Origin of the sequence: Streptomyces novaecaesareae, assembly GCF_000716875.1 — a bacterium.
Taxonomy (GTDB): Bacteria; Actinomycetota; Actinomycetes; order Streptomycetales; family Streptomycetaceae; genus Kitasatospora; species Kitasatospora novaecaesareae.
Genome location: NZ_JNWQ01000058.1, coordinates 1 through 24,317 on the forward strand (window position 1 = coordinate 1; position 24,317 = coordinate 24,317).

Genomic DNA, 24,317 nt, shown 5'->3' on the forward strand with positions numbered 1-24,317 from the left:
CCGCCGCCTGATCGGATCCGCCCGATGACCACCGCCGCCCCCACCGCCACCGGCCCGCAGAGCACCACCGGCCCGCAGAGCACCGCCGGCCGCCGGCTGCTCGCCCTCGGCCGCGCCGAGGCCACCCTGCTGCTGCGCAACCGCACGGCGCTGTTCACCGCCCTGCTGCTGCCGCTGTTCCTGGTCGTCACCCTGAAGGGCACGCTCGCCAAGCAGGCCGAGAGCAACCCCGGGCTGGCCGTCGACTCGCTGCTGGTCTACGGCGCGCTCGGGATGATGCTGGCCTTCGTCGTCTACTACAACCTGACCGCCGCCTACGTCGCCCGGCGAACCGAGCTGGTCCTCAAGCGGCTGCGCACCGGCGAGGCCCGGGACATCGAGATCCTGCTCGGCACGGCCGTCCCCTCGCTCACGCTCGGCCTGCTGATGGCCGCCCTGATCGGGATCGGCGGCAGCATCGGACTGCACCTGTCCGTGCCGGTCAACCCGCTGCTGATGCTCGTCGGCCTGGTGCTGATCCTGGCCACCATGATCGCCCTGGCCGCGCTGTCCAGCGCCTTCACCAAGAGCGTGGAGAGCGCCGGCATCACCACCATGCCGGTCATGCTGGTCATCCAGCTCGGCGCCGGCCTGTTCATCCCGCTGGAGGTCATGCCCACCCAGCTGGCCGACGTCTGCCGCCTGCTGCCGACCACCCCGGCCTTCCAGCTGATCCGCGTCGGCTGGTTCGGCACCGACGGCTCGGCCGCCGCGACCGGCTTCGCCGGCAGCTGGGGCACCGCCGCCCCGCACCTCGTCACCGCTGCGATCTGGCTGGGCCTGGCGGTCTGGGGCGCGGTGCGCTACTTCCGCTGGGAGCCGCGTCGCTGATTGGCCGACAGCAAATCAAGGCAATACCCCCAGCCAGACCTCTGATATGAAGGCAGCTGCATGATCGTGGTCGAACTGGGGGGACGGCAGGTGGACATGCGCTCACCACTGCGCAGATGGCGGGGCTTCGGAAAGCCCAAGCGCGCCGAGCTCTACTTCCGCTGGTCGATCTACCTGATGGCGCTGATCGTGCTCCCGGTGGCCCTGCTCGGCCTCGGCTCCGACCCCCAGCGGTACTCGGCCGGCTCCGCCCGGGTCACCATCGCCGTCTCGCTGGCCACCACCCTGGTGGGCATCCGGGCCTGCCGCACCTCGCTCGACCACTACCTGGGCCGACCGGGCGACCACCGCCGCTGGCTCGTGGCCAACGGCGCGGTCACCGTCGCCGGCGCCTGGGCGCTGCTGCTGACCGGCCCGCCAGTCGAGGCGCCAGCCGAACGGCCGCTCACCCTCCTGCTCACCACCGGCCTGCTGGTCGTCGCCTTCGCCCCGATGTCCATCGGCCTCCCGCTGCGCTGGTCCGCCCCGGCCGCCGCCGTCCTCGCGCTGCTGGTCGCCCCGGCGATGGTGCTGGCCGGGATGAGCCCCGGCACCACCGCCGGGCAGCTGGTCGGCACCCTGCTCGGGATGCCCTTCGTCGCGGCGAGCTGCCGCAGCTTCGCCTGGCTGACGGCGGTGGTCTGGGAGCTGGACGGCGCCCGCGAGGCGCAGTCCCGGCTGGCCGTCGCCGAGGAGCGGCTGCGCTTCTCCCGCGACCTGCACGACGTGATGGGCCGCAACCTCACCACCATCGCGCTGAAGAGCGAACTCGCCGTACAGCTCGCCCGCCGGGGGCGCCCGGAGGCCGCCGAGCAGATGGCCGAGGTGCAGAGGATCGCCCAGGAGTCGCAGCGCGAGGTCCGGGACGTCATCCGCGGCTACCGCACCGCCGACCTGCACGCCGAGGCGATCGGCGCCCGGGCGGTGCTGCGCTCCGCCGACGTCGCCTGCGAGATCGACCTCGGCGAGCACGCCGACGAACTGCCGCCCCCGGTGCAGTCGGTGTTCGGCTGGGTGATCCGCGAGGCCACCACCAACGTGCTGCGGCACAGCGAAGCCGCCCACTGCCTGATCCGGCTGCGGCAGCAGGACGGACGGGCGGTGCTGGAGCTGGAGAATGACGGGGTGCCCGCCGTACCGCTCCCCTCCCAGGGCAGCGGCACCGGGCTGCGCGGCCTGCGCGAACGCCTCGCCGCCCACGACGGCGAGCTGACCGTACCGGCCGCCGAGGCTGGCACCTTCCGGATGCTCGCCACCGTCCCGCTGCACCCCGGAGAGGCCCCGCGATGACCGACACCGCGCCCGTCCGCGTCCTGCTCGCCGACGACGAGCACCTGATCCGGGGCGCGCTCGCCGCGCTGCTCTCGCTGGAGGACGACATCGAGGTGGTCGCCCAGGCCGGCTCCGGCCCGGAGGCGCTGGCGATGGCGCAGTCGCACCGGCCGGACGTCGCGGTACTGGACCTGCAGATGCCGGGCAAGGACGGCATCGAGGTGGCCGCCGCGCTGCGCCTGCTGCTGCCGGACTGCCGCTGCATGATCGTCACCGGCCACGGCCGCCCCGGCTACCTGAAGCGCGCGCTGGAGGTCGGAGTGCGCGGCTTCCTGCCGAAGACCGTCTCGGCGGCGGACCTGGCCGGCATCATCCGCACCGTGCGGTCCGGCGGCCGGTACGTGGACCCGGAGCTGGCGGCGGACGCGATCAGCGCCGGGGAGACCCCGCTGACCCCGCGCGAGACGGACGTCCTGGAGCTGGCCGCCGACGGCACCTCGATCGCCGAGATCGCCGAGCGGGCCTCGCTCTCCCAGGGCACCGTCCGCAACTACCTGTCCTCGGCGGCCACCAAGCTGGGCGCGGAGAACCGGCACGCGGCGGTGCGGATCGCCCGCGAGCACGGCTGGATCTGAGCCGGGGTGCTCGCGGGCGTCGCCGAGGGCGTTACGCCCAGGTGGTGCCGGTCAGCCGCTCGTAGACCTCGATGTACTTGGCCCGGGTCTGCTCGACCACCTCGGCCGGCAGCTCCGGCGGCGGCTGCTCGCTGTAGCGGTCCCAGCCGGAGGCCGGGGAGACCAGCCAGTCGCGGATCAGCTGCTTGTCGAAGGACGGCTGCGAGCGGCCAGGCTGCCACTGGTCGGCCGGCCAGTAGCGGGAGGAGTCCGGGGTGAGGACCTCGTCGCCGATCACCAGCTCGCCGTCCAGCAGGCCGAACTCGAACTTGGTGTCGGCCAGGATGATGCCGCGGTCCCGGGCGATGTCCCGGGCGCGGGCGTACACGTCCAGGGTGGTGCGGCGCAGCTGGGCGGCCAGCTCGGCGCCGATCCGGCGGGCGGTCTCCTCGTAGGGGACGTTCTCGTCGTGCTCGCCGACCTCGGCCTTGAGCGCCGGGGTGTAGATCGGGGCGGGCAGCTCGGAGCTGTTCTCCAGGCCCTCGGGCAGGGCGATGCCGCAGACCGTGCGGCTCTCCCGGTACTCGGCCAGGCCGGAGCCGGCCAGGTAGCCGCGGGCGACCGCCTCGACCGGGACCATGTCCAGGCTCTTGCAGATCAGCGTGCGGCCCTTCCAGTCGGCGGGGGCGCCGGCCGGGACCTCGGTGGAGATCACGTGGTTGGGGACGATGTCGGCGATCCGCTCGAACCACCACAGCGACAGCTGGGTGAGGACCCGGCCCTTGTCGGGGATCTCGTTCGGCAGCACCCAGTCGTGGGCGGACATCCGGTCGCTGGCCACCATGACCAGCTCACCCGATCCGGTGCGGTAGAGGTCGCGCACCTTGCCGGTGTGCAGGTGGACCAGGCCGGGTACCTGGACCGGCTCGGGCTTGGTGACAAATCCGCTCAAGGTGTTCAGTCCTCAGGGGTCGTTCGCGGGCGTGGGGCACGGCGAAAGGGGAGGTCACTGGCCCCCGCAGTCTTTCACGACCGCCGGAACCCGCTTCCTTGGCCGCCGGATCGCTCCCCCGTCCGGCGGGCCTCAGTTCTTGCCGAGCCGGTCCAGCAGGTTGGCGGTGGCCCGCTGGATCCGCTCGTCGGTCAGGCCGGGGCGGCCCAGCGCGGGCGACCAGGCGAAGGTGCCGGCCGCGAAGACGTACGCGCCGCTGGGCGCCCGGTACAGCGAGGTCTCCTGGTAGCGGGTGCGCCCGGCCAGGTCCCGGTACGGGGAGTGCGCCAGCAGCACCCGCTCGGTGTGCTCGGGCAGCGCCACCTTGGGGTAGTAGCGGTCGGCCTCGCCGGCGACCAGGCCGGGCAGTTCGTCGCCCTCCTGCAGGCCGGTGCCGTCCCAGAGCCAGTGCGCGGTGTGCCGGGCGACCAGCGGGACGGGCGCGGCGACCCGGCCCGAGTACTGCACGCCGAGCAGGTGCTGCTCGGGCTCCCCGGCGTCCCGCCACAGCGCGCTGGCGGCCCCGGCCGCGCCCGCCGCCGGGCTGCCGGGCCCCACCTTCTGCCGCTTGCGGCAGTTGAGCAGCCGGTTGGGCTCGCCGGAGGCGGCGGCGGTCAGTTCGACCCGCCAGTACATGGTGTTGGCGGAGAGGAACACCAGCGAGGTGCCGCCGTCCCTGGCCCGCTCGGCGGCCCGGCGCATCGGCTCGGACCAGTACTCGTCGTGGCCGGGGAAGACCAGCGCCCGGTGCCGGGACGGGTCGACCAGGCCGGCGTGCAGGTCGGTGGCGGTGGCGTAGGAGAGGTCGTAGCCGTAGCGCTCGGCCCAGCGGATGAAGTCGTACGCGTGGCCGACGTGCAGCGGCAGCCCGGCGGTGGCGTGCGGGCGGTCGAAGGAGACGGTGACGGCCGCCTCCGGCTCGCCGACCAGGCCGCCCCGGCCGTCCCAGGCGTGGTAGAGGCTGGCGCCGGTGCGGCCGTCCTCGGGGAACAGGTTGTACGCCTGCCAGGTCACGTCCGGGAGCACCAGGAGCAGCTCGGCGGTGTGCCCCCGGTCGTCGAAGTCCCGGACGGTGAACGGGATGTGGCTGCGGTGCAGCATGTCCGCGGTGGTCAGCACGGCGACGTACGCGCCGGGCTTCCAGTGCACCGGGACCTGCAGCCGCCAGGAGTGCCACCAGTGGTGGCAGGAGACCGTCCGGTCGACCACCAGCGGGGCGGGCTGGGCGAGGCCGGCGATCGCCGGGCTGGACGTCATGTGGCGGGCGCCGTCGCCGCCGTAGTGGCCGATCCGGTAGACGTCCACGGTGAACTCGCGGGGCGGGTTGACGGTGACCCGGAAGTCCACCGAGCCGCCGGGGCGGACCACTCCTGCCGAGGCGAATCCCTTGATCTGCTGGTCCACGTCGTTGGAGCTCTGCGGGGTGCCGACCGGCGGCTTGGGGCGTGCGCCGGCGGTCAGCGGCTGCTGGCCGGGCGCGTCCACCGAGACGTACCAGGGGACGGCGCCCTCCGCGCCGGCCAGGTACTGGTCCGGGCTGCGCAGCCAGGGCAGCGGGCCCTGGCCGAAGGGGTCGGAGACGCTGTAGGCGTGCGTTCCGGACTCCCAGCGGCGGTTGAGTTCGGTGCCCACGCGCCCCTCCAGGTGCACTTCCGCCCGGTTGGCACGTGCCCCCCGGATGTGCGTGCGGTCTAATACACCACAGAGTGCAGGTGCTCCGTCACCCTCCGGTGGCAATTGGTGCGGGGAATCTCACGCGCCTCCCGGAGACGGCCTCCGGCCTGCGAAGACGACCGGCGGCCGAATCGTCCGGGGGCGCGTACGACGGTCCCGAGCGCCGTCGGGCTCGGGACCGTCGGGCCCCGGGCGCCGGGCAGGGCCTAGAGACGGACGGGCTTCTCCAGGCGGACGTCGGCGGCGTCCAGCCAGGCGCGCAGCGGGCCGTCCTGGCCCTGCTCGACGGCCTGCGCCACCGGGCCGGCCAGGTCGGTGCGGCGGACGCCGCCGAGCAGCAGCACCGGGCCGTCCAGCCAGTCCAGGCCGGGGGCGCCGCCGGCGGTGTCCACGGCCGCGCAGCAGACCATCGCGGTGACGTGGTCGACCAGCAGGTCGCGGCCGGTGCGGTCGGGTTCGAGCAGCGGGGCCGGGGCGGTGGTGCGGGCCAGCTGGGCGGCGAGGGCGGCGGCCAGCTGCTCGCCGTCGCCCTCGGCGAGCCGGACCAGCAGCCGGGTGAGGGTCGGGGAGCCGGGGCGGGACTGCGGGGCGAGCCGGTCCAGGGCGGACTGCAGGGCGGCGGCGCCCGACCGCCAGCCGGCGTCCACCACCTCGGCCGGGTATTCGGCCCACTCCAGCTCGTGCCAGGCGCCAGCCGCCGGGCGGCCGAAGAACAGCTCGGCGGCGAGCCGGGAGACCGCCCGGTCGACGGTGCCGGGCTCCTCCAGCAGGTCGCAGGCGGGGCGGTCGCCGAGCCGGGTGCCGTACCCGTCGGCCAGCCGGTCGCGGCGGGACAACTCGGCGAGCGCCTCGGCCACGCCGGCGTTGAGGTGGGCGGGGTGGCGGCCGAGCCGCCAGGCGGGCAGCGCGACCCGGGTGAGGAGACGGTCCCAGCCTGCGTAGGCGAGGCCGACCTGCTCCTGAGCAGCGATCCGCAGACCGTAGTCGACCGTCCTGGCCTGCTCGGAGGCCCAGCCCGCGACGGAGTGCTCCAGCTCGGCGGAGTGGCCGCGGCAGGCGCCGAGCAGCCGGCGGGTGATCCGGCGGGTGACCCGGTCGGCGAGCGCGGCCGGGCCCCGCCGGGGCGGCCGGGGCGGGGCGGCCAGGGTGCCGCCGCCGAGGCCGGTGGCCGCGCCCGCGCCGGAGTCCAGACAGGCGTCCAGGCTGCGCAGGAACCGGCGGGCGGCGGCGATCTCCGGGTCGGCGGAGGCGGCGGTGCCGGCCACCACGGGGGCGAGCAGGGCCCGCAGCTCGCCGGCCCGCATCCACCAGAGGAAGGGCGAGCCGATCACCAGCACCGGGGCCGGCGGCTCGGAGTGCGGCCGGAGCGGGCCCGGCCGGCGCGGCGGCGGGACGTCCTCCAGCCAGCTGTCGCAGTCCGGGGTGAGGGCGACGGCGGAGGGCGCGGGGACGTCCAGCCGGTCCGCCAGTTCGTCGATCAGCCGGTACAGCTCGGGGGCCTCGGCGCGGTCCAGCTGGACGGCCGGGGTCCTGGGCGGCTCGGCCCGCCGCAGGGCGCGGGCGGTCAGTCCGGCGACCAGCACGGTCAGCCCGGCGACCGCGCAGACCACCCAGCGGGCGGCGTCCCAGCCGGCGGCGTCGGCCGCGCCGGGCGCGCCGATCCGGCCGGTGAACCGGCCCGCGAGCAGGACCACCGCCACGGCGGCGGGCAGGACGGCGGCGGCCAGCGCGAGACCTCGGACCCGCAGGACCGCCTGGGCATGAGCGCGCGCGGTGTCGACAGCGGCCATACGGTGCGGCACCCCCTTCGGAGCCCTCGGGCGCCCGGAAACGGGCCCTGAGCCGACTCGAAACGATCAGTTCCGACCGGGAAGCGGAGGTGTCCGATCCCGGTAGTGCATGCTGCGTGGCGCTACTGCCATTTTCGACGCCCGGTCGGGTGGTCGTTCCGGATCGCCCCGGTTTCCACTCGTCCCGGTGACACCGTCCGGATTCCGGACGCCCTCGACCGGTCCGGTGCGAAGCACCCGGGCGACCGCCCGGCCGGACGCCGTCCAGCATCCCTCCGCGGAGGCGCCGCTACCCGGCGGCGACCCCGGCGCGCGGGCCCCGCGCGCTGCGATCCAGCGCACCATAAGGCCGGGCAGCCGGTTACGTCAGCCGGATGCGGGTGCTGTCACCCGATGGGCTGGAATACGACGGCCGAACGGTACGTCCGTCCCCGGAGCCACTCCGGCCCCGAAACGCCGGGGGCGCTGCGCCCATGGGGTTGATTCCCACGGCCCGCAGCGCCCTCGGAGAGGCTTCGGAGCGGCTTCGGAGCGGCCGAACTGCCCTACGCGGTGGCCGCCTTCAGCGCGATGTCGGTGCGGTGCTGGCCGCCCTTGAGGCTGATCCGGTCCACGGCCGCGTACGCGCGGTCGCGGGCCTGCGCCAGGTCGGCGCCGGTCGCGGTGACCGACAGGACGCGGCCGCCGGCGCTCAGCACCTGCCCGTCCTCACCGGCCTTCGTCCCGGCGTGCAGCACGAACGCGGTGCCGTCCGCCTCGGCCTCGGCCAGGCCCTCGATCGGGTCGCCGGTGCGCGGCGCGGCCGGGTAGCCCTCGGAGGCGACGACCACGGTGACGGCCGCGCCCTCGTCCCAGCGCAGCGGCTCCAGCTGGTCCAGGGTGCCGGTGGCGGCGGCCAGCAGCACCCCGGCCAGCGGGGTGCGCAGCCGGGCCAGCACGACCTGGGTCTCCGGGTCGCCGAAGCGGGCGTTGAACTCGATCACCCGGGTGCCGCGCGAGGTGAGCGCGAGGCCCGCGTAGAGCAGGCCGGAGAACTCGGTGCCGCGGCGGCGCAGCTCGTCCACGGTCGGCTGCAGGACGGTCTCCAGGACCTCCTCGACCAGCCCGGAGGGCGCCCACGGCAGCGGGGAGTAGGCGCCCATGCCGCCGGTGTTGGGGCCCTCGTCGCCGTCCAGCGCGCGCTTGAAGTCCTGCGCGGGCTGCAGCGGGACGACGGTGGTGCCGTCGGTGATCGCGAACAGCGAGACCTCGGGGCCGTCCAGGTACTCCTCGATGACCACGCGCTCGCAGGAGGCGGCGTGGGCCAGCGCGGCCTCGCGGTCGGAGGTGACCACGACGCCCTTGCCGGCGGCCAGCCCGTCGTCCTTGACCACGTACGGGGCGCCGAAGGCGTCCAGCGCCTCGGCGGCCTCGGCGGCGGTGGTGCAGACGTAGGAGCGGGCGGTGGGGACGCCGGCCCCGGCCATCACGTCCTTGGCGAAGGCCTTGGAGCCCTCCAGCTGCGCGGCGGCGCCGGAGGGGCCGAACACCGGGATGCCGGCCGCGCGCACGGCGTCGGCGACGCCGGCGACCAGCGGGGCCTCCGGGCCGACCACCACCAGGGTGGCGTCGAGCCGCACGGCCAGCGCGGTGACCTGCGCACCGTCCAGCTGGTCGACCGGGTGGACCGTCGCCACCTGTGCGATCCCGGCATTGCCCGGGGCACAGTGCAGCTCGGTCACGGCGGGATCTTGGGACAGAGAGCGGCACAGGGCGTGTTCGCGGGCGCCGCCGCCGATGACGAGGACCTTCACGCCTGGCAGCGTAGTCGGTGGCCTGTTCAGGTCGCTCTCCGGTCCCGTCGGATCCTCCAGGAGAAGACCTCCGTACGCCGACGATGCCGGAGGATCCTCCAAGCCGGGAGGGGTCCGGTGGGCGGTGGGTGCCCGGGTCACGACCACGGGTCACCGGCCCCTCGCTCGGACGGGTGAAATCCCGCCGACCCCCGCAACCCGCTCACCTCGGGTTCCGATGGCCGAAACCGGTAACGATCAACCTCGAAGCTCCCCCATGGTCAGCCATTTGGCGGTAAGAAGTGCTGTTGGACAACCATCGGCAGACGTCACGTCAGTCGATGCGCCGCCAGAACCAGCCGCCCGCCCGCCACAGGGAGCCCCACAGGTGAGCCAGCCGGAAATGCAGCCCGAGGAGAGTGCCTGGGGCAAGGAGATCGGCGAGGAGGACCCGCCCGCCACCGCCGTGGTCCGGCGGGCCTCCACCCGCCACCGGACCGATCTGAGCACCCGCCAGTTCCCGCTCGGGGACTGGGGCGAGCCCGCCGAGCGGCTGGAGGAGCTCTACCGCTGGTCCGAGGAGCGGGCGGTCGAGGCGATCGAGTGGTACCGCCGGGACCGGGTCCGGAAGCGCCGCTGGGCGCGCCTGCTGCGGTTCGGCACGGCCGGCTTCGTGCTGGCCGGGGTCACCGCCCCGCTGGTCGACCTGGCCGGCAGCTTCGCGCACGGCACGGGCTGGGGCTACGTCGGCCTGGCGCTCGCCGCCGCCTGCCACGGCGCCGACCGGGCCTTCGGCCTGACCTCCGGCTGGATGCGGGACGTCTCCACCGGCCAGGCGCTGCAACGCCGCCTGGAGGCCTTCCAGTTCGACTGGGCGTCGGAGTGCGTGCGCGAGGTGCTCGGCCCGACCGAGGGCACCGCGGGCGAGGCCGCCGAGCGCTGCCTGGGCGTGCTGCGCCGGTTCTGCGAGGACATCTCGGACATGGTCCGCACCGAGACCGCGGAGTGGATGCTGGAGTTCCGCGCCTCGATGACCCAGCTGCCCACCCAGGCCCCCGGGAGCTGGGGCGGGCGCTCCGAGCCGGGGGTGGGCGCCCAGGTGCGGGTGCTGCCGCCGCCGGGCACCCGGCCCACGATGCCGCGCCAGCGGCCGCCGGAGGGGCCGTTGCGGTGATTGCGGGCCCGGGCGCCCGTCCGAGCTCAGGGCCTCAGGGCCTCAGGGCCTCAGGGCCTCAGGCGAAGACGATCATCGAACCCTGGGTGACGCTCCTGGTGGCCGCCGCGTACAGGCCCGACCAGGCGTGCCGCTCGCGGGCGAACGGGTGCACGTCGTCGATCGGCGGCCCGAACGGCTGCTCCAGGCCGGTCGGGCCGAGCGGCCGGGTCGGGTCCGGCGGGTTGAGCGGGTCGATGCCCAGTGCCGGCGCCACGGCCTGGAGTTCGCGCAGCAGCCCGTGGCTGGAGCCGAGCGGGCCGCCGGAGGCGAGCAGCGCGTCGTCCACCAGCGGCACCTGGAACTCGATCGGCACGTACGCGCCGGCGTGGTCGAAGTGCCAGACCAGGTGTGACTGTTCGGCGCTGCTCTCGAACATCTCCAGCAGCTGCTCGTAGTCCCCGCCGAGCGCATCGACCGGGGTGATGTCCAGGCCGGTGAGGCCCAGCAGGTAGGCGCGGCGCAGGAAGTGCAGCGAGTCGTAGTCGAAGGCGGCTATCGGCTCGACCGCGCCGCTGATGCCCGGGACGTACTCGTAGACCGGCACCTCGGGCAGCCCGCGTGAGGTCAAGACCGCGTTGTAGAGGGCGAGATCGTCCCGGAAGGGGTTGTCGGGGCTGTGGCTCAGCACGTCCACCAGCGGGACGAGCCAGAGGTCGCAGGCCATGGCCGGCAGTTCCTCTCCGGGCGGCGGGGATCGCCCGCGGGGCGGGGCGACGACGGGGGGCGGGGTCGGTACCCGGATGTCCCTTTTGCGGAGCGCCCGGTTCGACGCCCGCTCACCCTACCGGCCCGGGGCCGCGTGCGGGTCGGGCCGTCCCCGCGGAGCCTCGGGGGCCGGTTCGGGCAGCCGGCGGCCGAACCGGCCGTACGACAGCGAGCGGGGCTGCGGCACCAGGCCGAGGCCGAGTCCCAGCTCCCGGCCCAGCTCCCGGCCCAGCTCCCGGCCGACCTCGTCGCCCCGCCGGGCCCGCCCGCCGCCGGCCGCACCGGGCCCGGGGGCGGACTCCGGCACGGGCTCCGTCGCGGACGTAGTCTCCGGGGCCGGCTCCGAGGACGGCTGCGAGGCCGACGGCTCGACCGGGACGGGCGGCTGCTTCGCCTCGGTCGTCTCAGTCGTCCCGGTCGTCTCGGTGAGCAGGCCCAGAACCGTCACCGACTCCAGCGGCTGCCCGGCCAGATCGGCCAGCAGCCGGGCCGTGTACAGGTTGTACTCGCAGATGATCCGGTGCGCGCCGGCCAGGTCGTGCGCCTCGATCGCCCCGACCAGGTCCAGGTGGCGGTCCCAGCAGACCCCGGCCAGGCTGGACGTCTCCCGCAGGTAGGGGGCGGCGAACATCCAGGACTGCACCCGCAGCCAGTCCAGGTAGTCGGCGATCCGGCGGTTGCCGAGCAGCCTGGCGACCTCCTGCCAGAAGCGGCGGTCGCAGCCCACCATCACGTCCAGGTTCCCGGCCCGGGCGGCCCGGACGGCCGCGTCGGCCCGGCGGTGCAGCGAGGGCAGCCGGCTGAGGTCGGGCAGGGCCCGGCGGGTGGAGAACTGTCGGTGGAAGCTGTCGGTGAGCAGCACCCGGGACTCGAAGATCTCCAGGAAGTCGTCCCAGCACAGCTCGGGCACCGTGAAGCCGCGGTGGTGCTCGGTCCGCAGCAGCCCCTGCGCGCCGAGGTCGACCAGCGCCTCCCGGGCCGGGGTCGCGGAGACGCCGTACAGCTCGGCGATCTCCTTGACGGTGAAGTTGCGGCCGGCTGCGAGCCGGCCGGCCATCATCTCCTCGCGCAGCGCGCCGGCGATCTGCTCGCGCAGGCTGTTGCGGTGGATGACGGGGCGGGGGGTATCGCCTGCACCGTCGCCAGGCATGGGCGCGACCTCCTCGGGCGGGCCGACCGGGCCGGCCCTCACGGACCGGCGGGAACACGACGAGTGCTCATCTTCTCAAACCCGCCCGTGCCAGGTACGAACCAACCCTCCGTGGTCAGTACACCTAGCGCTGGACCGGCGCCGGAATCCCCAGCAGGCGGTCCCGCAGCACCGGGAAGTCCTCGCGCGCCCTGGCCACCTCGGCCGGGTCGAACTCCACCGTCAGCACCTCCTCCTCCGCCCCCGCCTCGGCCAGCACCCGGCCCCACGGGTCCACCACGACGCTGTGCCCGGCCTGCTCGACCCCGGCGTGCGTCCCGGCGGTGTTGCAGGCCAGCACGAACGCCTGCTCCTCCACCGCCCGCGCCCGGGCCAGCAGCGTCCAGTGCTCCCGCCGCCGGGCCGGCCACGCCGCCGGGACCACCAGCAGCTGCGCCCCGGCATCCAGCAGCGCCCGGAACAGCTCCGGGAAGCGCAGGTCGTAGCAGGTGGCCAGGCCCAGCGTGGCGAAGTCGGTCGGCGCGGTGACGATCTCCTGACCGGCGCCCATCACCACCGCCTCACCGCTGTCGAAGCCGAAGCGGTGGATCTTGCGGTAGGTGTGCACCAGCTCGCCGTCCGGGGCGAACAGCATCGACGTGTTGTAGATCGGCCCGTCCGGATCCCGCTCGACGATCGACCCTGCGTGCAGCCAGACCCCGGCGGCCCGGGCGGCGGCCGCCATCGCGTCCGAGGTGGGCCCGTCCAGCGTCTCCGCGCCGTCCGACCAGAGGTCGTACGCGAAGCCGCCGAGCGGCCACAACTCCGGCAGCACCACCAGATCGGCGCCCTGCTGCGCCCGTACCAACGCCGCCGCCCTGGCCCGCCGCTCGGCGGGCGGCTCGGCGTCGGAGACCGCGAGTTGGATCAATGAAGCGCGCACAGTACCACCGTCCACGGCAAGAGTCCTACGATCGTCACCCGAAAGCGCTGCCCAGCTGTCTCCGGGCAGCGTAACGTGCGGTTAGCGTGCGCGCCCGGAAGCCGGACCATCTCGGCCGGCCGTGACAGCGGGGCGCGGACGGGCAAGGAAGCTGACGGAGGGCCGGAGATTCCCGTGACGGACAACCAGACCGTGCAGGCTTACACCGAGGCGTGGACCCAGAGCATCGAGTCCATATCGGAGCTGGTCGCCCCCCTCCCCGAGAACTCCTGGAACCGGGCCACCGAGTGCCCCGGCTGGTCCGTCCGGGACGTCGTCTCGCACGTCATCGCCGTCGAGTCCGAGCTGCTCGGCGACCCGCGCCCGATCCACTCGCTGCCGCGTGACCTTCGCCACGTGGCCACCGAATTCGCCCGCTACGTCGAACTGCCCGTCGACAAGCGCCGCTGCCACACCGCGCTGGAGATGACCAGCGAACTGGAGTACACGATCATCCGCCGCTCCCGCGCGCTGCGGAACGCCAAGCAGACGCCCGACGAGCCGGTGCGCTGGCCCGCCGGCCCGCTCGCCAGGGACGTCCCGTACCACCAGCTACTGCGGATGCGGGCCTTCGACGTCTGGGCGCACGAGCAGGACCTGCGCCGGGCCCTGGACACCCCCGGCAACCTCGACGCCCCGGCCGCCCTGATCGCCCGGGACCTCCTGCTGGAACTGCTGCCCAAGGCCGTCGCCAACAAGGCGGGCGCTCCGGCCGGAACGACCCTGGTCCTGGACGTCACCGGCCCGGTCGAGTTCCTGCGCACCGTCCGGGTGGACTCCACCGGCCACTGCACCGTGGACGAGTCGATCAGCCTGGCCCCCGACGTCCAGCTCGCCATGGACTGGGAGACGTACCTGCGGCTCGCCTGCGGCCGCGGCCGGCCCGGCCCGGTGACCATCGAGGGCGACAAGGAGCTGGCCGAACGGGTACTGGCCAACTTCGCCGTGACCATCTGACACCCGCGGCGCACACCACCCGGCGTACACGCACCAACGCGCGCCGGGTCGGCACCACTCGTGCATCCATGCGTCAACACAGCACCAGTCACCTCACCTGTTCGGCCTCGTTGTTCCGGGCGGTCCAGCCATCACCCGGAAGAGCGAGGGGCATCCCCATGGACGACGAACAGAAGACGATGGTGCTGGTGCGGTCGAGCTTCCCGGTCACGGGGCAGCCGATCAGAGTCGTGATGATCGACGGGGAGCCGTGGTTCGCGACCAAAGACGTTTGCGCCGTGCTTGACCGCGGCAGCCCGGGCTGGGCCATCAAGATGGTCGGCCCCGACGACAAGCGAACCGTCGACATGCGCTCGGTATGGGTGAGTTCAACTCACTCATACGACGTTTCCGCAGGTGGGAATGGATCCGTCCGTGGAAATCCATTGCTGAGCCTCGTGAGTGAGGCAGGGCTCTACCTTCTCGTCATGAGGTCGAGGAAACCCAGTGCCCAGCCGTTCCAAGAATGGGTCACGAGCAACCTCCTCCCCTCCATTCGCCGCGGGGACGCCGACATCCCCACCCAGCAGCGGCGGATGGCGGAGACCCTGGCCGAGGCGATCGGGCAGCAGGTGCAGATCGTCGCGGAGATCGACCACGAGGACTGGCCCGGGCTGACCGTCCACTCGGACGGGACGGTCCACTGCCGGCACGGCGAGATGGTCCTCCACCTGCCGAGCCGGGAGGAGGACAGCGGGCCACCGTTCGGTGCGTACTTCGCCTGTCCGGGCGGGGAGCGGGTCGGCATCCGGGGCAGCCGGGTCGTCCCGGGCTGCCCGAAGCTGAAGCTGGTGGACCTGGTTCGCCTGCGGAACGCGGCAGCAGTGCAACCGACGCGACCAACGACGTCTTCGGCTCCAGCACCGGCAATGCCCCCGGAGGGCACTGTGCTCTGCGTGATCGACCGGGTCCAGCTCTACGGGCGACCTCCGGAGATCACCGAGGTTCTCCGAGGCATCGGGCTGTAGGAGCGGGAAACCCTTGTTCCGAACGAGGGTCTCCATCGTTTCCGCAGGTCGGAAACCCTACGCCCCCGCCGCCGCGACCTTCCGCCGAAGCCGCAGGATCATCGCCGTCCCCACCGCCAGCGGGACGTACTGCCAGCAGAACGCCCAGCGGAAGGCGTCGGCCGAGTAGCCGCCGGCGCCGGCCGGGGAGAGGGCGTCGAGCAGGACGCCGATGCCGAGCAGTGTGATCATCGTGCCGATGAAGCCGCCCATGTTGACGATTCCGGAGGCGGTGCCGAGGCGTTCCGCCGGGTTCCGGGAGCGGGCGTAGTCCAGGCCGACCAGGGAGGCCGGGCCGTTGCTGCCCATGACCAGGATGATCCCGACGAGCAGCCAGATCGGCGGGTGCCCGCCGGGCCAGGCCAGCACCAGGGCCCAGCCGAGGGCGGTGGCGGCGATGGCGGTGAGCACGATCGGCATCCGGGCGCGGGCCGAGGCGGAGAGCAGTCGGCCGAAGACGAAGCCGAAGGTCATGTTGCTGAGCACCAGCAGGGTCAGCATCCCGCCGGCTCCGGCCCGGGACATGCCCTGCGCCTGGACGAGGTACGGCAGGCCCCAGAGCAGGCCGAAGGCGTTGCCGGGGAACTGGGTGGTGAAGTGCACCCAGAGGCCCAGCCGGGTGCCCGGCTCCCGCCAGCAGGCGAGGACCTGCCGCCCGATCTTCGGCCGGGCCGCCGTCGGGGCCGCAGACAGGACCGCAGACGGGCCCGCCGCCTGTTCCACCGTCCGTACCGCAGCCGTCGGCGCCTCCTTGAGGAAGAGCGCGACCAGCGCGAACACCGCGACGCCGAGCACCGCGATCGCGGTGAAGGTGGGCGTCCAGCCCTCGCTGTGCAGGGCCTGGGCGAGCACCACGGTGGTGATCAGGTTGCCGCCCATGCCGGCGAGGCCGGTCAGCTGCGCCACGAACGGGTTCTTCGCGGCCGGGAACCAGCGGGCGGCGATCCGCAGCACGCTGATGAAGGTCATCGCGTCGCCGCAGCCGAGCACCGCCCGGGAGGCCAGCGCGGGGGCGAAGGAGGAGCTGAACGCGAAGGCCAGTTGGCCGGTGCTGAGCAGGACGACGCCGAGCAGCAGGACCCGGCGCGGCCCGAAGCGGTCCACCAGCAGGCCGACCGGGATCTGCATGGCCGCGTAGACCAGCACCTGGAGGATCGAGAAGGTGGAGAGCGCCGAGGCTCCGATGCCGAAGCGGTCCGCGGCGTCCAGGCCGGCCACGCCGAGGCTGGTGCGGTGGATGACGGCCAGGATGTAGACGCTGACGCCGATGGACCAGGCCAGCCAGGCCGCGCGGCCGCCGGGCGGCGACGGGGGCGCGGGAACGGGCTCGGCGGTGGATCGGGGAGCGGGGACGGACAGGGGCGGGGCTGAACGGGCGGGCTCCACGGGCATAGTGCGACCCAGATTAGTCATCCCATGATTGGACGCTCAGGGCGGGGTTCGCAGCGGTGCTCCCCGGTCTCAGCCGGCCAGCGTCCAGGACACCGACCGGGTCATGTAGCGGTCCCGGAAGCCCTCGTCCCGCACCCAGTCCGTGGTGTCCCGGACGGTCGCCGTCACGGTGGCCGTCCGGCCGGGGGCCAGGTCGAGCTGTGCGGTGTCCAGCCAGGAGCCGTCGGCGGACTGCGGCGCCACCGCGACGCCGTTCACCTTCCACTCCACCTTCAACTGCCGCGGGCCGGTCAGCGGCAGCGGCCGGACGTCGAGCCGGGGCCGCCCGGTGACCTCGCCGGGGGCCGGCAGCGGGGCGTCGGTCGGGCGGACCCTGCGGTACAGCTCCTCGACGATCGCCTCGCGCGAGGGCAGGTTGTACGTGCTGCCCAGGGTGCGCATCACGGAGTCGGGCGTGGGCCGGTAGAGGCCGTTGGCGCTGCGGTACGCCCCGACGGTCCCGGCGCCGTCCGGGGAGTCGGCGCCCAGCCAGCGCCACCACTTGGTCTGCTTCTTGCGCATGTCGTCGGCGTTGAGGGTGGAGAGGTTCGGGTAGTCGGCGTCGTCCGGGGCACTGTCGTACTCGTCGCCGAGGTCCCCCACGGTGTGCCCGATCTCGTGCTGGATGATCCGCCCGGCGTCCGGGCTGCCGCCCGCCAGGGTGGTCACTCCGGTGCCGCCGGCGCCGCCGTACTCCGTGGAGTTGGCCAGCGCGATCAGGTACTGCGGCCCGGTGCCCTCCCCCGCGTAGCGGGCGGTGGCGGCCTCGTCGGCGCAGAGCAGCCGGGCGGTGCCCTCGCACCAGAAGTGCATGCCGAGCGGGGTGGCCGGGTTGCGGCCGCGGCTCTCGGTCTCGGCTATCCCGGAAGCCGGGGAGACCACCTCGACCCGCCTTATGTTGAAGAAGCCCTGGTAGGTGCGGAAGGGCTCGATGTCCATGAGTGCGTGCCAGGCCTTGTCGGCCTGCTGCCGGAACAGGTCCTGTTCCCCTGCCGTGTAGCCGTCGCCGAGCAGGACCAGGGTGATCCGGTTGGCCGGGTCCCCGGTGCGGCGTATGTCGACGGTGGGGGCGGCGACGGGTATCCGCTGGTCGGCGCGGAGCGCGGTGTGCGGCGGCACCGCCCGGTCGGCCGGGGCCCCCGGCCCGATCACGCCGAACGGCGAGGGGCCGACCAGCTCCAGGGCGGCGGGGAGTACGGCGGTGGACACCAGCACGAAGGCGGCCAGACTCCGAACGAGACGGCCAGGGTTGCCAGGCGGCATACGGGTGCGTCCTCGGGGCTCCGGTCACCCGGCGTCGCCCGGGTGGTGGAGCGGAGACGTACCCGGACCGGCGTGTCGCCCCCACCGGCGGACGCAAATGTCACCGACCTGGCCGAACGATCCGCATCCTCCCGGCCATACGGGCCATCCAGATCATGCGTGTCATACCAACAACCTTTCCCTCTCAGCTCCTCCGGAAGTCCAGCAGCAGGTGGGTGCCCAGCCCGAAGAGCAGCCCCCAGAAGGCCGAGCCGATGCCGAACAGGCTCATCCCCGACGCACTCGCCAGGAAGGTCACCACCGCCGCGTCCCGCCCGCGCTCCGCCGCGACCGCCGCGGCCAGGCTGCCCTGCAGCGAGGCGAGCAGCGCGACCCCGGCGATCACCGCGATCAGCTCCTTCGGCAGCCCGGTGAACAGGCTCACCAGCACCCCGCCGAAGCTGCCCACCAGCACGTAGAGCAGACCCGAGGACATCCCCGCGACGTACCGGCGGCGCGGGTCCGGGTGGGCGTCGGGGCCCGAGCAGATCGCCGCCGTGATCGCCGCCAGGTTCACCCCGGGCGAGCCGAACGGCGCCATCAGCATCGACACCACACCCGTCGAGCCGATCAGCAGCCGGTCGTCCGCCCGGTAGCCGAAGGCCCGCATCACCCCGAGGCCCGGCGCGTTCTGCGAGGCCAGGGTGACGATCGTGAGCGGCAGCGCCAACCCCACCAGGGCCGCCCAGGAGAACGTCGGCACCGTCAGCACCGGTACGGTCGGCCCGCCCGAGCCCAGGTGCAGCGGCAGGCCGACGGTGAGCGCCGCCAGCACCCCGCCGACCGCCAGCGCGACCGGTACGGCGTACCGCGGCGCGAACCGCTTGGCCAGCAGGAAGGCCGCGAAGCTGCCGACCACCAGCACCGGCGCGCTGTGCACGGCGCCGAAGATCCCGGCGCCGAAGGAGAACAGGATGCCCGCCAGCATCGCGTTCACGATCCCCACCGGCACCGCCGCGATCAGCCGGCCGAACCAGCCGGTCACCCCGAACAGGGCGACCACCGCCGCGCTCACCAGGAACGCCCCGATCGCGTCCCGGTACGGGTAGTCGCCCAGGCTGGTCACCAGCAGCGCGGCTCCCGGGGTGGACCAGGCGGTGATCACCGGCGTCCGGGTCCACCAGCTCAGCGCGAAGCCGCTCACCCCGCTGCCTATCGCCACCGCCCAGATCCAGGACGCCGTGTGCGCCGCGTCCAGCCGTCCGGCGGCCGCCGCCGCGAGCACCACCACCAGCGGCCCCGAGAACGACACCGCGACACACACCAGCCCCGCCAGCAGCGCCGGCCCCGACACGTCCCGCCGCAGCGACCGGCGATCCCCACTCCCGACCGGCGGCGTCTCCGGTCGGACTGTCAGCTCATCCGTCATTCCGGCAGTATCCCGAAGCCCGTCGGAAGACTCCCGAAAAAATCTTTTGAACTCACCTGCAACCCCTCCCGGGGATGCGCGTCTTTACGGATGAAGGCACGGAGAGCGAGACCGGCAGAGCCGGGGGGCGCTTCCGCTCACGAGGAGCGGGGCCGGTCGTCTTCACCAACACACCGTCAGTCACATGACCCTGGGGAGTCACGTCATGCGCACGTCCGTTATCACCCGTTTTGCGAAGAACGACCGCGCCTTCTCCGGCCGCCGCCGCATCGCCACCCTCGCCGCCGCCACCGTCCTCGCCGGCGGCATCCAGCTCCTCGCCACCGACACCGCCTGGGCCTGCGGGGACGGCGTCGACGCCGCCGACACCGCGCCGGTCTCCCAGGAGGTCACCCAGGACAACGACTTCGACCTGCACGGCCCCGGTGCGAACTCCGCCTTCATCAGCCCCACCCCGACCACGATCACCATCGGCGGCCCCAAGGTCGAGTTCGGGGTGGAGATCGCGAACTTCAGCAAGGCCGACTTCCACAAGGCCGTTGCCGGCTTCGGGCTGTTCAACCCGAGCGGCGCCACCCCCAGGCCGTCCCAGGTCAGCGTGGACGTCATGAACCATGGCCAGTGGAAGCACCTGACCATGAAGGGCAGCTGCGACCCGGCGATCCACGCCACCGGGCTGGAGTCCCTCGCCGAGCCGCTCACGGTCGGCCACGCCCGCCGCTACCTGTTCCGGGTCTCGATCTCGGCCGACGCCCCCAAGGACGTCAAGGAGCTCCAGGTCTACGGCGGCAGCGGCAGCTTCCCGGGTGCCATGACGACGGTCAAGGTCGTCCGTCAGGCAGCCGCCGAGACCACCAAGCCGACCACCCCGGCCAAGCCCAAGCCCGCGCCGACCAAGGAGGCCGAGCCGGCCAGCGACCGGACCAAGGCCCCGGCCGCCAAGGCCGCCGAGCCCGCCAAGGCCCCCGCCGCCGCACCGGCCACCACCCCGTCCGCCGCACCGGCCACCACCGCGCCCGCCGGCACCCCCGAGCTGGCGCAGACCGGCTCCTCCTCCACCACCACCTTCCTCGCCCTGTCCTCCGCCGCGCTCCTCGCCCTCGGGGCCGGCGTCCTGATCGTCGTCCGTCGACTCCGTCCCCAGCGGTAGTCGAAGGGCGGGCACACGAAGGAGGGGCCCTCCTCCGCACGGCGGTGCGGTGGAGGGCCCCTCCTTCCGTCTCAGGCCGGACGGGCCGTCAGCCCCAGGTGATCAGGCGCTTCGGCTGCTCCAGCAGAGCGGCCACGTCGGCCAGCACCCTGGAGCCCAACTCCCCGTCCACCAGGCGGTGGTCGAAGGAGAGCGCCAGCGTGGTCACCTGGCGCGGGACGACCTTGCCCTTGTGCACCCACGGCAGTTCCCGGACCGCGCCGAAGGCCAGGATGGCGGCCTCGCCCGGGTTGAGGATCGGGGTGCCGGTGTCGACGCCGAAGACGCCGACGTTGGTGATGGTGACCGTCCCGCCCTGCATGTCGGCCGGCGAGGTCTTGCCCTGGCGGGCGGTCTCGACCAGCTCGCCGAGCGAAGTGGCCAGCCCCGTCAGGGTCTTGGACCCGGCGTCCTTGATGTTCGGGACGATCAGGCCGCGCGGGGTGGCCGCGGCGATGCCGAGGTTCACCTGGCCCTTGATGACGATCTCCTGGGCCGCCTCGTCCCACTGCGCGTTGATCTCGGGGTGCCGCTTGATCGCGGTGAGCAGCGCCTTGGCGACGATCAGCAGCGGGCTGACCCGGACGTCCCGGCCCAGCTCGCCGCTCTCCTTGAGCCGGCGGACGAACTTCATCGTGCGGGTCACGTCGACCTGGACGAACTCGGTGACGTGCGGGGCGGTGAAGGCCGAGGCCACCATCGCCTGCGCGGTCGCCTTGCGGACGCCCTTGATCGGCACCCGGACGTCGCCCGCGGTGGGCACGAGCACCGGCGCCACGACCGGCTCGGCCGCGACGGTCCCGGCCACCGGGGCCGCCGGAGCCGCCGGAGCCGCCGGAGTCGCCGGAGTCGCCGGGGCCACCGGAGCGGCCTGGGCCGCGGCGTACGCGTGCACGTCCTCGCGGGTGATCACGCCGTCCCGGCCGGTCGGGGTCACCGTGCGCAGGTCGACGCCGAGGTCCTTCGCCAGCTTGCGCACCGGCGGCTTCGCCAACGGCCGCTCCCCGGCAGGCACTTCGGCCACCGGAGCAGCCGGGACCACCGGAGCGACCGGAGCGACCGCCGCCGGGGCGGGCGCGGCCGGAGCCGGCGTCGTCGCGGCGACCTTGGTGGTCGTCCGCCGCGCCCGGCGCTGGGTGACGCCGGTGCGCGGGCCGTACCCGACCAGCACCTCGCGGCGCTCCGGCACGGCCTCCTCCTCCGCGGCCGCAGCCGGAGCCGCGGCAGGGGCCGGGGCAGCAGGGGCGGCGGGAGCCGCGGCCCCCGCCTCCCCGGCGACCGCGACGGAGATGATCACGGTGCCGACGTCGACCGTCGCGCCCTCGGGGAAGTACAGCTGCTCGACCACCCCGTTGAACGGGATGGGCAGTTCCACGGCCGCCTTGGCGGTCTCCACCTCGCAGACGACCTGCCCGTCGGTGACGGTGTCACCGGGCTTGACGTACCAGCTGAGGATCTCGGCCTCGGTGAGGCCCTCGCCCACATCGGGCATCTTGAACTCGCGGAGCGAGCGAACTTCGGTGGTCATCTTCGCTCCCCGGGATCAGTACGCGAGCGCGCGGTCGACGGCGTCGAGCACGCGGTCCAGGTCGGGGAGGAAGGCCTCCTCGACGCGGGACGGCGGGTACGGCGCGTAGTAGCCGCCGACCCGAAGGACGGGTGCCTCCAGGTGGTAGAAGCACTTCTCCGTGAGCCGGGCGGCCAGTTCGGCGCCCATGCCCAGGAAGACCGGTGCCTCGTGCACCACGACGGCCCGCCCGGTGCGCCTGACCGACTCCTCCAGGGTGGTGAAGTCCACCGGGGAGAGCGAGCGCAGGTCGACGACCTCCAGCCGGCGGCCGTCCTCCTCGGCGGCCGCGGCGGCCTCCAGGCAGACCTTGACCATCGGGCCGTACGCGATCAGCGTCGCGTCGGTGCCGGGCCGGACGACGCGGGCCTCGTGCAGGCCCAGGTCGGCGGTGTCGCCGACCTCGCCCTTGTCCCAGTAACGGCGCTTGGGCTCCAGGAAGATGACCGGGTCGTCCGACTCGATCGCCTGCCGCAGCATCCAGTGCGCGTCGTGCGCGCTGGACGGGGTGACGACGCGCAGACCGGCGGTGTGCGCGAAGTACGCCTCGTGCGACTCGCTGTGGTGCTCGACCGCGCCGATGCCGCCCGCGTACGGGATGCGGATGGTGACCGGCATCTTGACGTGGCCGAGTGCGCGGGCGTGCATCTTCGCCAGCTGGGAGACGATCTGGTCGAAGGCCGGGTAGACGAAGCCGTCGAACTGGATCTCCACCACCGGGCGGTAGCCGCGCAGCGCCAGGCCGATCGCGGTGCCGACGATGCCGGACTCGGCGAGCGGGGAGTCGATCACCCGGCCCTCGCCGAAGTCCTTCTGCAGGCCGTCGGTGATCCGGAAGACGCCACCGAGCTTGCCGATGTCCTCGCCCATGAGGAGGGTCTTCGGGTCGTTCTCCAGCGCCTTGCGCAGCGCTCCGTTCAGCGCCTTGGCGATGCTCAGCTGACCGGCCATCAGTGCTTCTCCCCCGCCTCGAAGGACGCCGCGTACTCGACGTACTCGGCCCGTTCCTCATCGACCAACGCGTGCGGCTCGCTGTACACGTGGTCGAAGATCAGGGTCGGGTCCGGGTCGGGCATGCTGCGCACGCCCTCGCGCACCCGCAGCCCCAGCTTCTCGCTCTCGGCGTCGACGGCGGCGAAGAACTCCTCGTCGGCCAGGCCCTCCTTCTCCAGGTGGGCGCGGAGCCGGGAGATCGGGTCCTTGGCCTTCCAGGCCTCGGTCTCCTCGGTGTGCCGGTAGCGGGTGGGGTCGTCGGAGGTGGTGTGGGCGCCCATCCGGTAGGTGAACGCCTCGATCAGCACCGGGCCGTTGCCGCTGCGGGCGTGATCGAGCGCCCAGCGGGTGACCGCGAGGCAGGCCAGCACGTCGTTGCCGTCGACCCGCACGCCGGGGAAGCCGAAGCCGGAGGCGCGGCGGTACAGCGGGATCTTGGTCTGGGTGGTGGTGGGCTCGGAGATCGCCCACTGGTTGTTCTGGCAGAAGAACACCACCGGCGCGTTGTAGACGGAGGCGAAGGTGAAGGCCTCGTTGACGTCGCCCTGGCTGGAGGCGCCGTCGCCGAAGTACGCGATCACCGCGTCGTCGGTGCCGTCCTTGGTGATGCCCATCGCGTACCCGGTGGCGTGCAGGGTCTGCGCACCGATCACGATGGTGTACAGGTGGAAGTTCTTCTCGTTCGGGTCCCAGCCGCCGTGGTTCACGCCGCGGAACATGCCGAGCAGGTTGAGCGGGTCGACGTCGCGGCACCAGGCCACGCCGTGCTCGCGGTAGGTGGGGAAGGCGTAGTCGCCGGTGCGCATGGCGCGTCCGGAGCCGACCTGGGCGGCTTCCTGGCCGAGCAGCGAGGCCCACAGGCCCAGCTCGCCCTGGCGCTGCAGCGCGGTGGCCTCGCCGTCGAACCGGCGCACCAGCACCAGGTCGCGGTAGAGGGAGCGCAGCTCCTCCGGAGTGGTGGTGAGGGGGTAGTCCGGGTGCTCGACCCGCTCGCCTTCCGGCGTGAGCAGCTGGACGAGCTCCGGCTGGGCGTCCGTACCCGTGGCGCGGAGGGTGTCAGGGACAGCGGGGGCCGCCTTCTTGCGAGCCCTCGCCGTGCTTTTGACGGTCACGTTCACTCCTCGGTCTGTCCGGCCGCCCGGGGTCGCCGGTGACCGGTCCGGTCACCGCCTCGCGGGGCGCGCGTGGGTGTGCGCACCTACTGCGGGGCAGGTGGTGATCCTGTTCCGACGGCGTCCCTCACGAGAACGTTACCCAGCGTCCGCCCTTGGCGCGCTTGCGCTAGGACGTCCTACTTGTTCAGGGCCTACAACCCCGAGGGTGCCGCGTTCGGGTCGTCGTCGGAAGGGTGGGGGTGACGGACGGCGTGACGCAGCTCTCAATTCGAGCGCCTTCAGGACACCAGCGCA

Annotated in this window: 20 protein-coding genes; 7 read left to right on the forward strand and 13 right to left on the reverse strand. The window is 73.4% G+C overall.

The window, feature by feature from the left end:
* The 3 genes from OP86_RS21660 to OP86_RS21670 form a co-directional block, all read left to right on the forward strand.
* Nucleotides 1–870, forward strand: an 870-nt coding sequence (locus OP86_RS21660; protein ID WP_342447789.1) for an ABC transporter permease, incomplete at its 5' end; no start/stop codon positions are given.
* 60 nt (nt 871–930) lie between these two features.
* Nucleotides 931–2,199 (forward strand): sensor histidine kinase, encoded by a 1,269-nt coding sequence (locus tag OP86_RS21665; RefSeq protein WP_078589375.1) that lies wholly within the window; start codon nt 931–933, stop codon nt 2,197–2,199.
* The gene (locus OP86_RS21670) at nt 2,196–2,816 is read left to right on the forward strand and encodes a response regulator transcription factor (RefSeq protein WP_030057742.1); all 621 of its coding nucleotides are present in this window, start codon (nt 2,196–2,198) and stop codon (nt 2,814–2,816) included. Before OP86_RS21665 ends, OP86_RS21670 begins: the two co-directional genes overlap by 4 nt.
* Nucleotides 2,817–2,847: 31 nt before the next feature.
* Here OP86_RS21670 and OP86_RS21675 read toward each other — a convergent pair whose 3' ends face one another.
* The 4 genes from OP86_RS21675 to purD form a co-directional block, all read right to left on the reverse strand.
* Complete coding sequence (locus tag OP86_RS21675) at nt 2,848–3,747, reverse strand: phosphoribosylaminoimidazolesuccinocarboxamide synthase (protein WP_030057743.1); 900 nt, start codon at nt 3,745–3,747, stop codon at nt 2,848–2,850.
* A gap of 132 nt (nt 3,748–3,879) precedes the next feature.
* Nucleotides 3,880–5,418 carry a N,N-dimethylformamidase beta subunit family domain-containing protein gene (locus OP86_RS21680; RefSeq protein WP_030260140.1) on the reverse strand — a complete coding sequence of 513 codons (1,539 nt, stop codon included), beginning with the start codon at nt 5,416–5,418 and terminating at the stop codon, nt 3,880–3,882.
* A 248-nt stretch (nt 5,419–5,666) separates the two neighbouring features.
* On the reverse strand, nt 5,667–7,250 hold the full coding sequence (locus OP86_RS21685) for a M48 family metalloprotease (RefSeq protein WP_030260142.1): 1,584 nt from the start codon (nt 7,248–7,250) through the stop codon (nt 5,667–5,669).
* 545 nt (nt 7,251–7,795) lie between these two features.
* Nucleotides 7,796–9,043 carry a phosphoribosylamine--glycine ligase gene (gene purD / locus OP86_RS21690; RefSeq protein ID WP_030057746.1) on the reverse strand — a complete coding sequence of 416 codons (1,248 nt, stop codon included), beginning with the start codon at nt 9,041–9,043 and terminating at the stop codon, nt 7,796–7,798.
* A gap of 367 nt (nt 9,044–9,410) precedes the next feature.
* Between purD and OP86_RS21695 the strand changes: the two genes are divergently transcribed.
* The gene (locus OP86_RS21695) at nt 9,411–10,196 is read left to right on the forward strand and encodes an SLATT domain-containing protein (protein WP_030057747.1); all 786 of its coding nucleotides are present in this window, start codon (nt 9,411–9,413) and stop codon (nt 10,194–10,196) included.
* A 58-nt stretch (nt 10,197–10,254) separates the two neighbouring features.
* Here the strand turns inward: OP86_RS21695 and OP86_RS21700 are convergent, their stop codons facing one another.
* From OP86_RS21700 to OP86_RS21710, 3 genes are all read right to left on the reverse strand, one after another.
* Nucleotides 10,255–10,902, reverse strand: coding sequence for a hypothetical protein (locus OP86_RS21700; protein WP_030057748.1), 648 nt, complete (start codon nt 10,900–10,902; stop codon nt 10,255–10,257).
* Nucleotides 10,903–11,019: 117 nt separating this feature from the next.
* Nucleotides 11,020–12,093, reverse strand: a complete 1,074-nt coding sequence (locus tag OP86_RS34350; RefSeq protein ID WP_078589388.1) for a GntR family transcriptional regulator — start codon at nt 12,091–12,093, stop codon at nt 11,020–11,022.
* 124 nt (nt 12,094–12,217) lie between these two features.
* Nucleotides 12,218–13,015, reverse strand: a complete 798-nt coding sequence (locus OP86_RS21710; protein ID WP_030057750.1) for a carbon-nitrogen family hydrolase — start codon at nt 13,013–13,015, stop codon at nt 12,218–12,220.
* A gap of 174 nt (nt 13,016–13,189) precedes the next feature.
* Between OP86_RS21710 and OP86_RS21715 the strand changes: the two genes are divergently transcribed.
* Both OP86_RS21715 and OP86_RS35025 read left to right on the forward strand, forming a co-directional pair.
* Nucleotides 13,190–14,011 (forward strand): maleylpyruvate isomerase family mycothiol-dependent enzyme, encoded by an 822-nt coding sequence (locus tag OP86_RS21715; RefSeq protein ID WP_030057751.1) that lies wholly within the window; start codon nt 13,190–13,192, stop codon nt 14,009–14,011.
* A gap of 158 nt (nt 14,012–14,169) precedes the next feature.
* Nucleotides 14,170–15,018 carry a BRO-N domain-containing protein gene (locus tag OP86_RS35025; protein WP_051863688.1) on the forward strand — a complete coding sequence of 283 codons (849 nt, stop codon included), beginning with the start codon at nt 14,170–14,172 and terminating at the stop codon, nt 15,016–15,018.
* Nucleotides 15,019–15,075: 57 nt separating this feature from the next.
* Here the strand turns inward: OP86_RS35025 and OP86_RS21725 are convergent, their stop codons facing one another.
* The 3 genes from OP86_RS21725 to OP86_RS21735 form a co-directional block, all read right to left on the reverse strand.
* Nucleotides 15,076–16,449: an MFS transporter gene (locus tag OP86_RS21725; RefSeq protein WP_030057753.1), complete on the reverse strand. Its 1,374-nt coding sequence runs from the start codon at nt 16,447–16,449 to the stop codon at nt 15,076–15,078.
* 69 nt (nt 16,450–16,518) lie between these two features.
* Nucleotides 16,519–17,751 carry a M64 family metallopeptidase gene (locus tag OP86_RS21730; protein WP_078589378.1) on the reverse strand — a complete coding sequence of 411 codons (1,233 nt, stop codon included), beginning with the start codon at nt 17,749–17,751 and terminating at the stop codon, nt 16,519–16,521.
* Between the two features lie 184 nt (nt 17,752–17,935).
* On the reverse strand, nt 17,936–19,159 hold the full coding sequence (locus tag OP86_RS21735) for a benzoate/H(+) symporter BenE family transporter (RefSeq protein ID WP_033332852.1): 1,224 nt from the start codon (nt 19,157–19,159) through the stop codon (nt 17,936–17,938).
* 205 nt (nt 19,160–19,364) lie between these two features.
* On the opposite strand from OP86_RS21735, the gene OP86_RS21740 reads away from it, so the two are divergent.
* Entirely contained in the window at nt 19,365–20,309 is a 945-nt protein-coding gene (locus OP86_RS21740; protein ID WP_030057756.1) for an LAETG motif-containing sortase-dependent surface protein, read from the forward strand.
* An 88-nt stretch (nt 20,310–20,397) separates the two neighbouring features.
* Here the strand turns inward: OP86_RS21740 and OP86_RS21745 are convergent, their stop codons facing one another.
* From OP86_RS21745 to pdhA, 3 genes are read right to left on the reverse strand one after another with little or no spacing between them, the layout of a single operon-like run.
* Nucleotides 20,398–21,876 (reverse strand): dihydrolipoamide acetyltransferase family protein, encoded by a 1,479-nt coding sequence (locus OP86_RS21745; protein WP_030260147.1) that lies wholly within the window; start codon nt 21,874–21,876, stop codon nt 20,398–20,400.
* Between the two features lie 15 nt (nt 21,877–21,891).
* Nucleotides 21,892–22,866: an alpha-ketoacid dehydrogenase subunit beta gene (locus OP86_RS21750; protein ID WP_030057759.1), complete on the reverse strand. Its 975-nt coding sequence runs from the start codon at nt 22,864–22,866 to the stop codon at nt 21,892–21,894.
* Nucleotides 22,866–24,020 carry a pyruvate dehydrogenase (acetyl-transferring) E1 component subunit alpha gene (pdhA, locus tag OP86_RS21755; RefSeq protein ID WP_030057760.1) on the reverse strand — a complete coding sequence of 385 codons (1,155 nt, stop codon included), beginning with the start codon at nt 24,018–24,020 and terminating at the stop codon, nt 22,866–22,868. Before pdhA ends, OP86_RS21750 begins: the two co-directional genes overlap by 1 nt.
* Nucleotides 24,021–24,317: the final 297 nt, after the last annotated feature.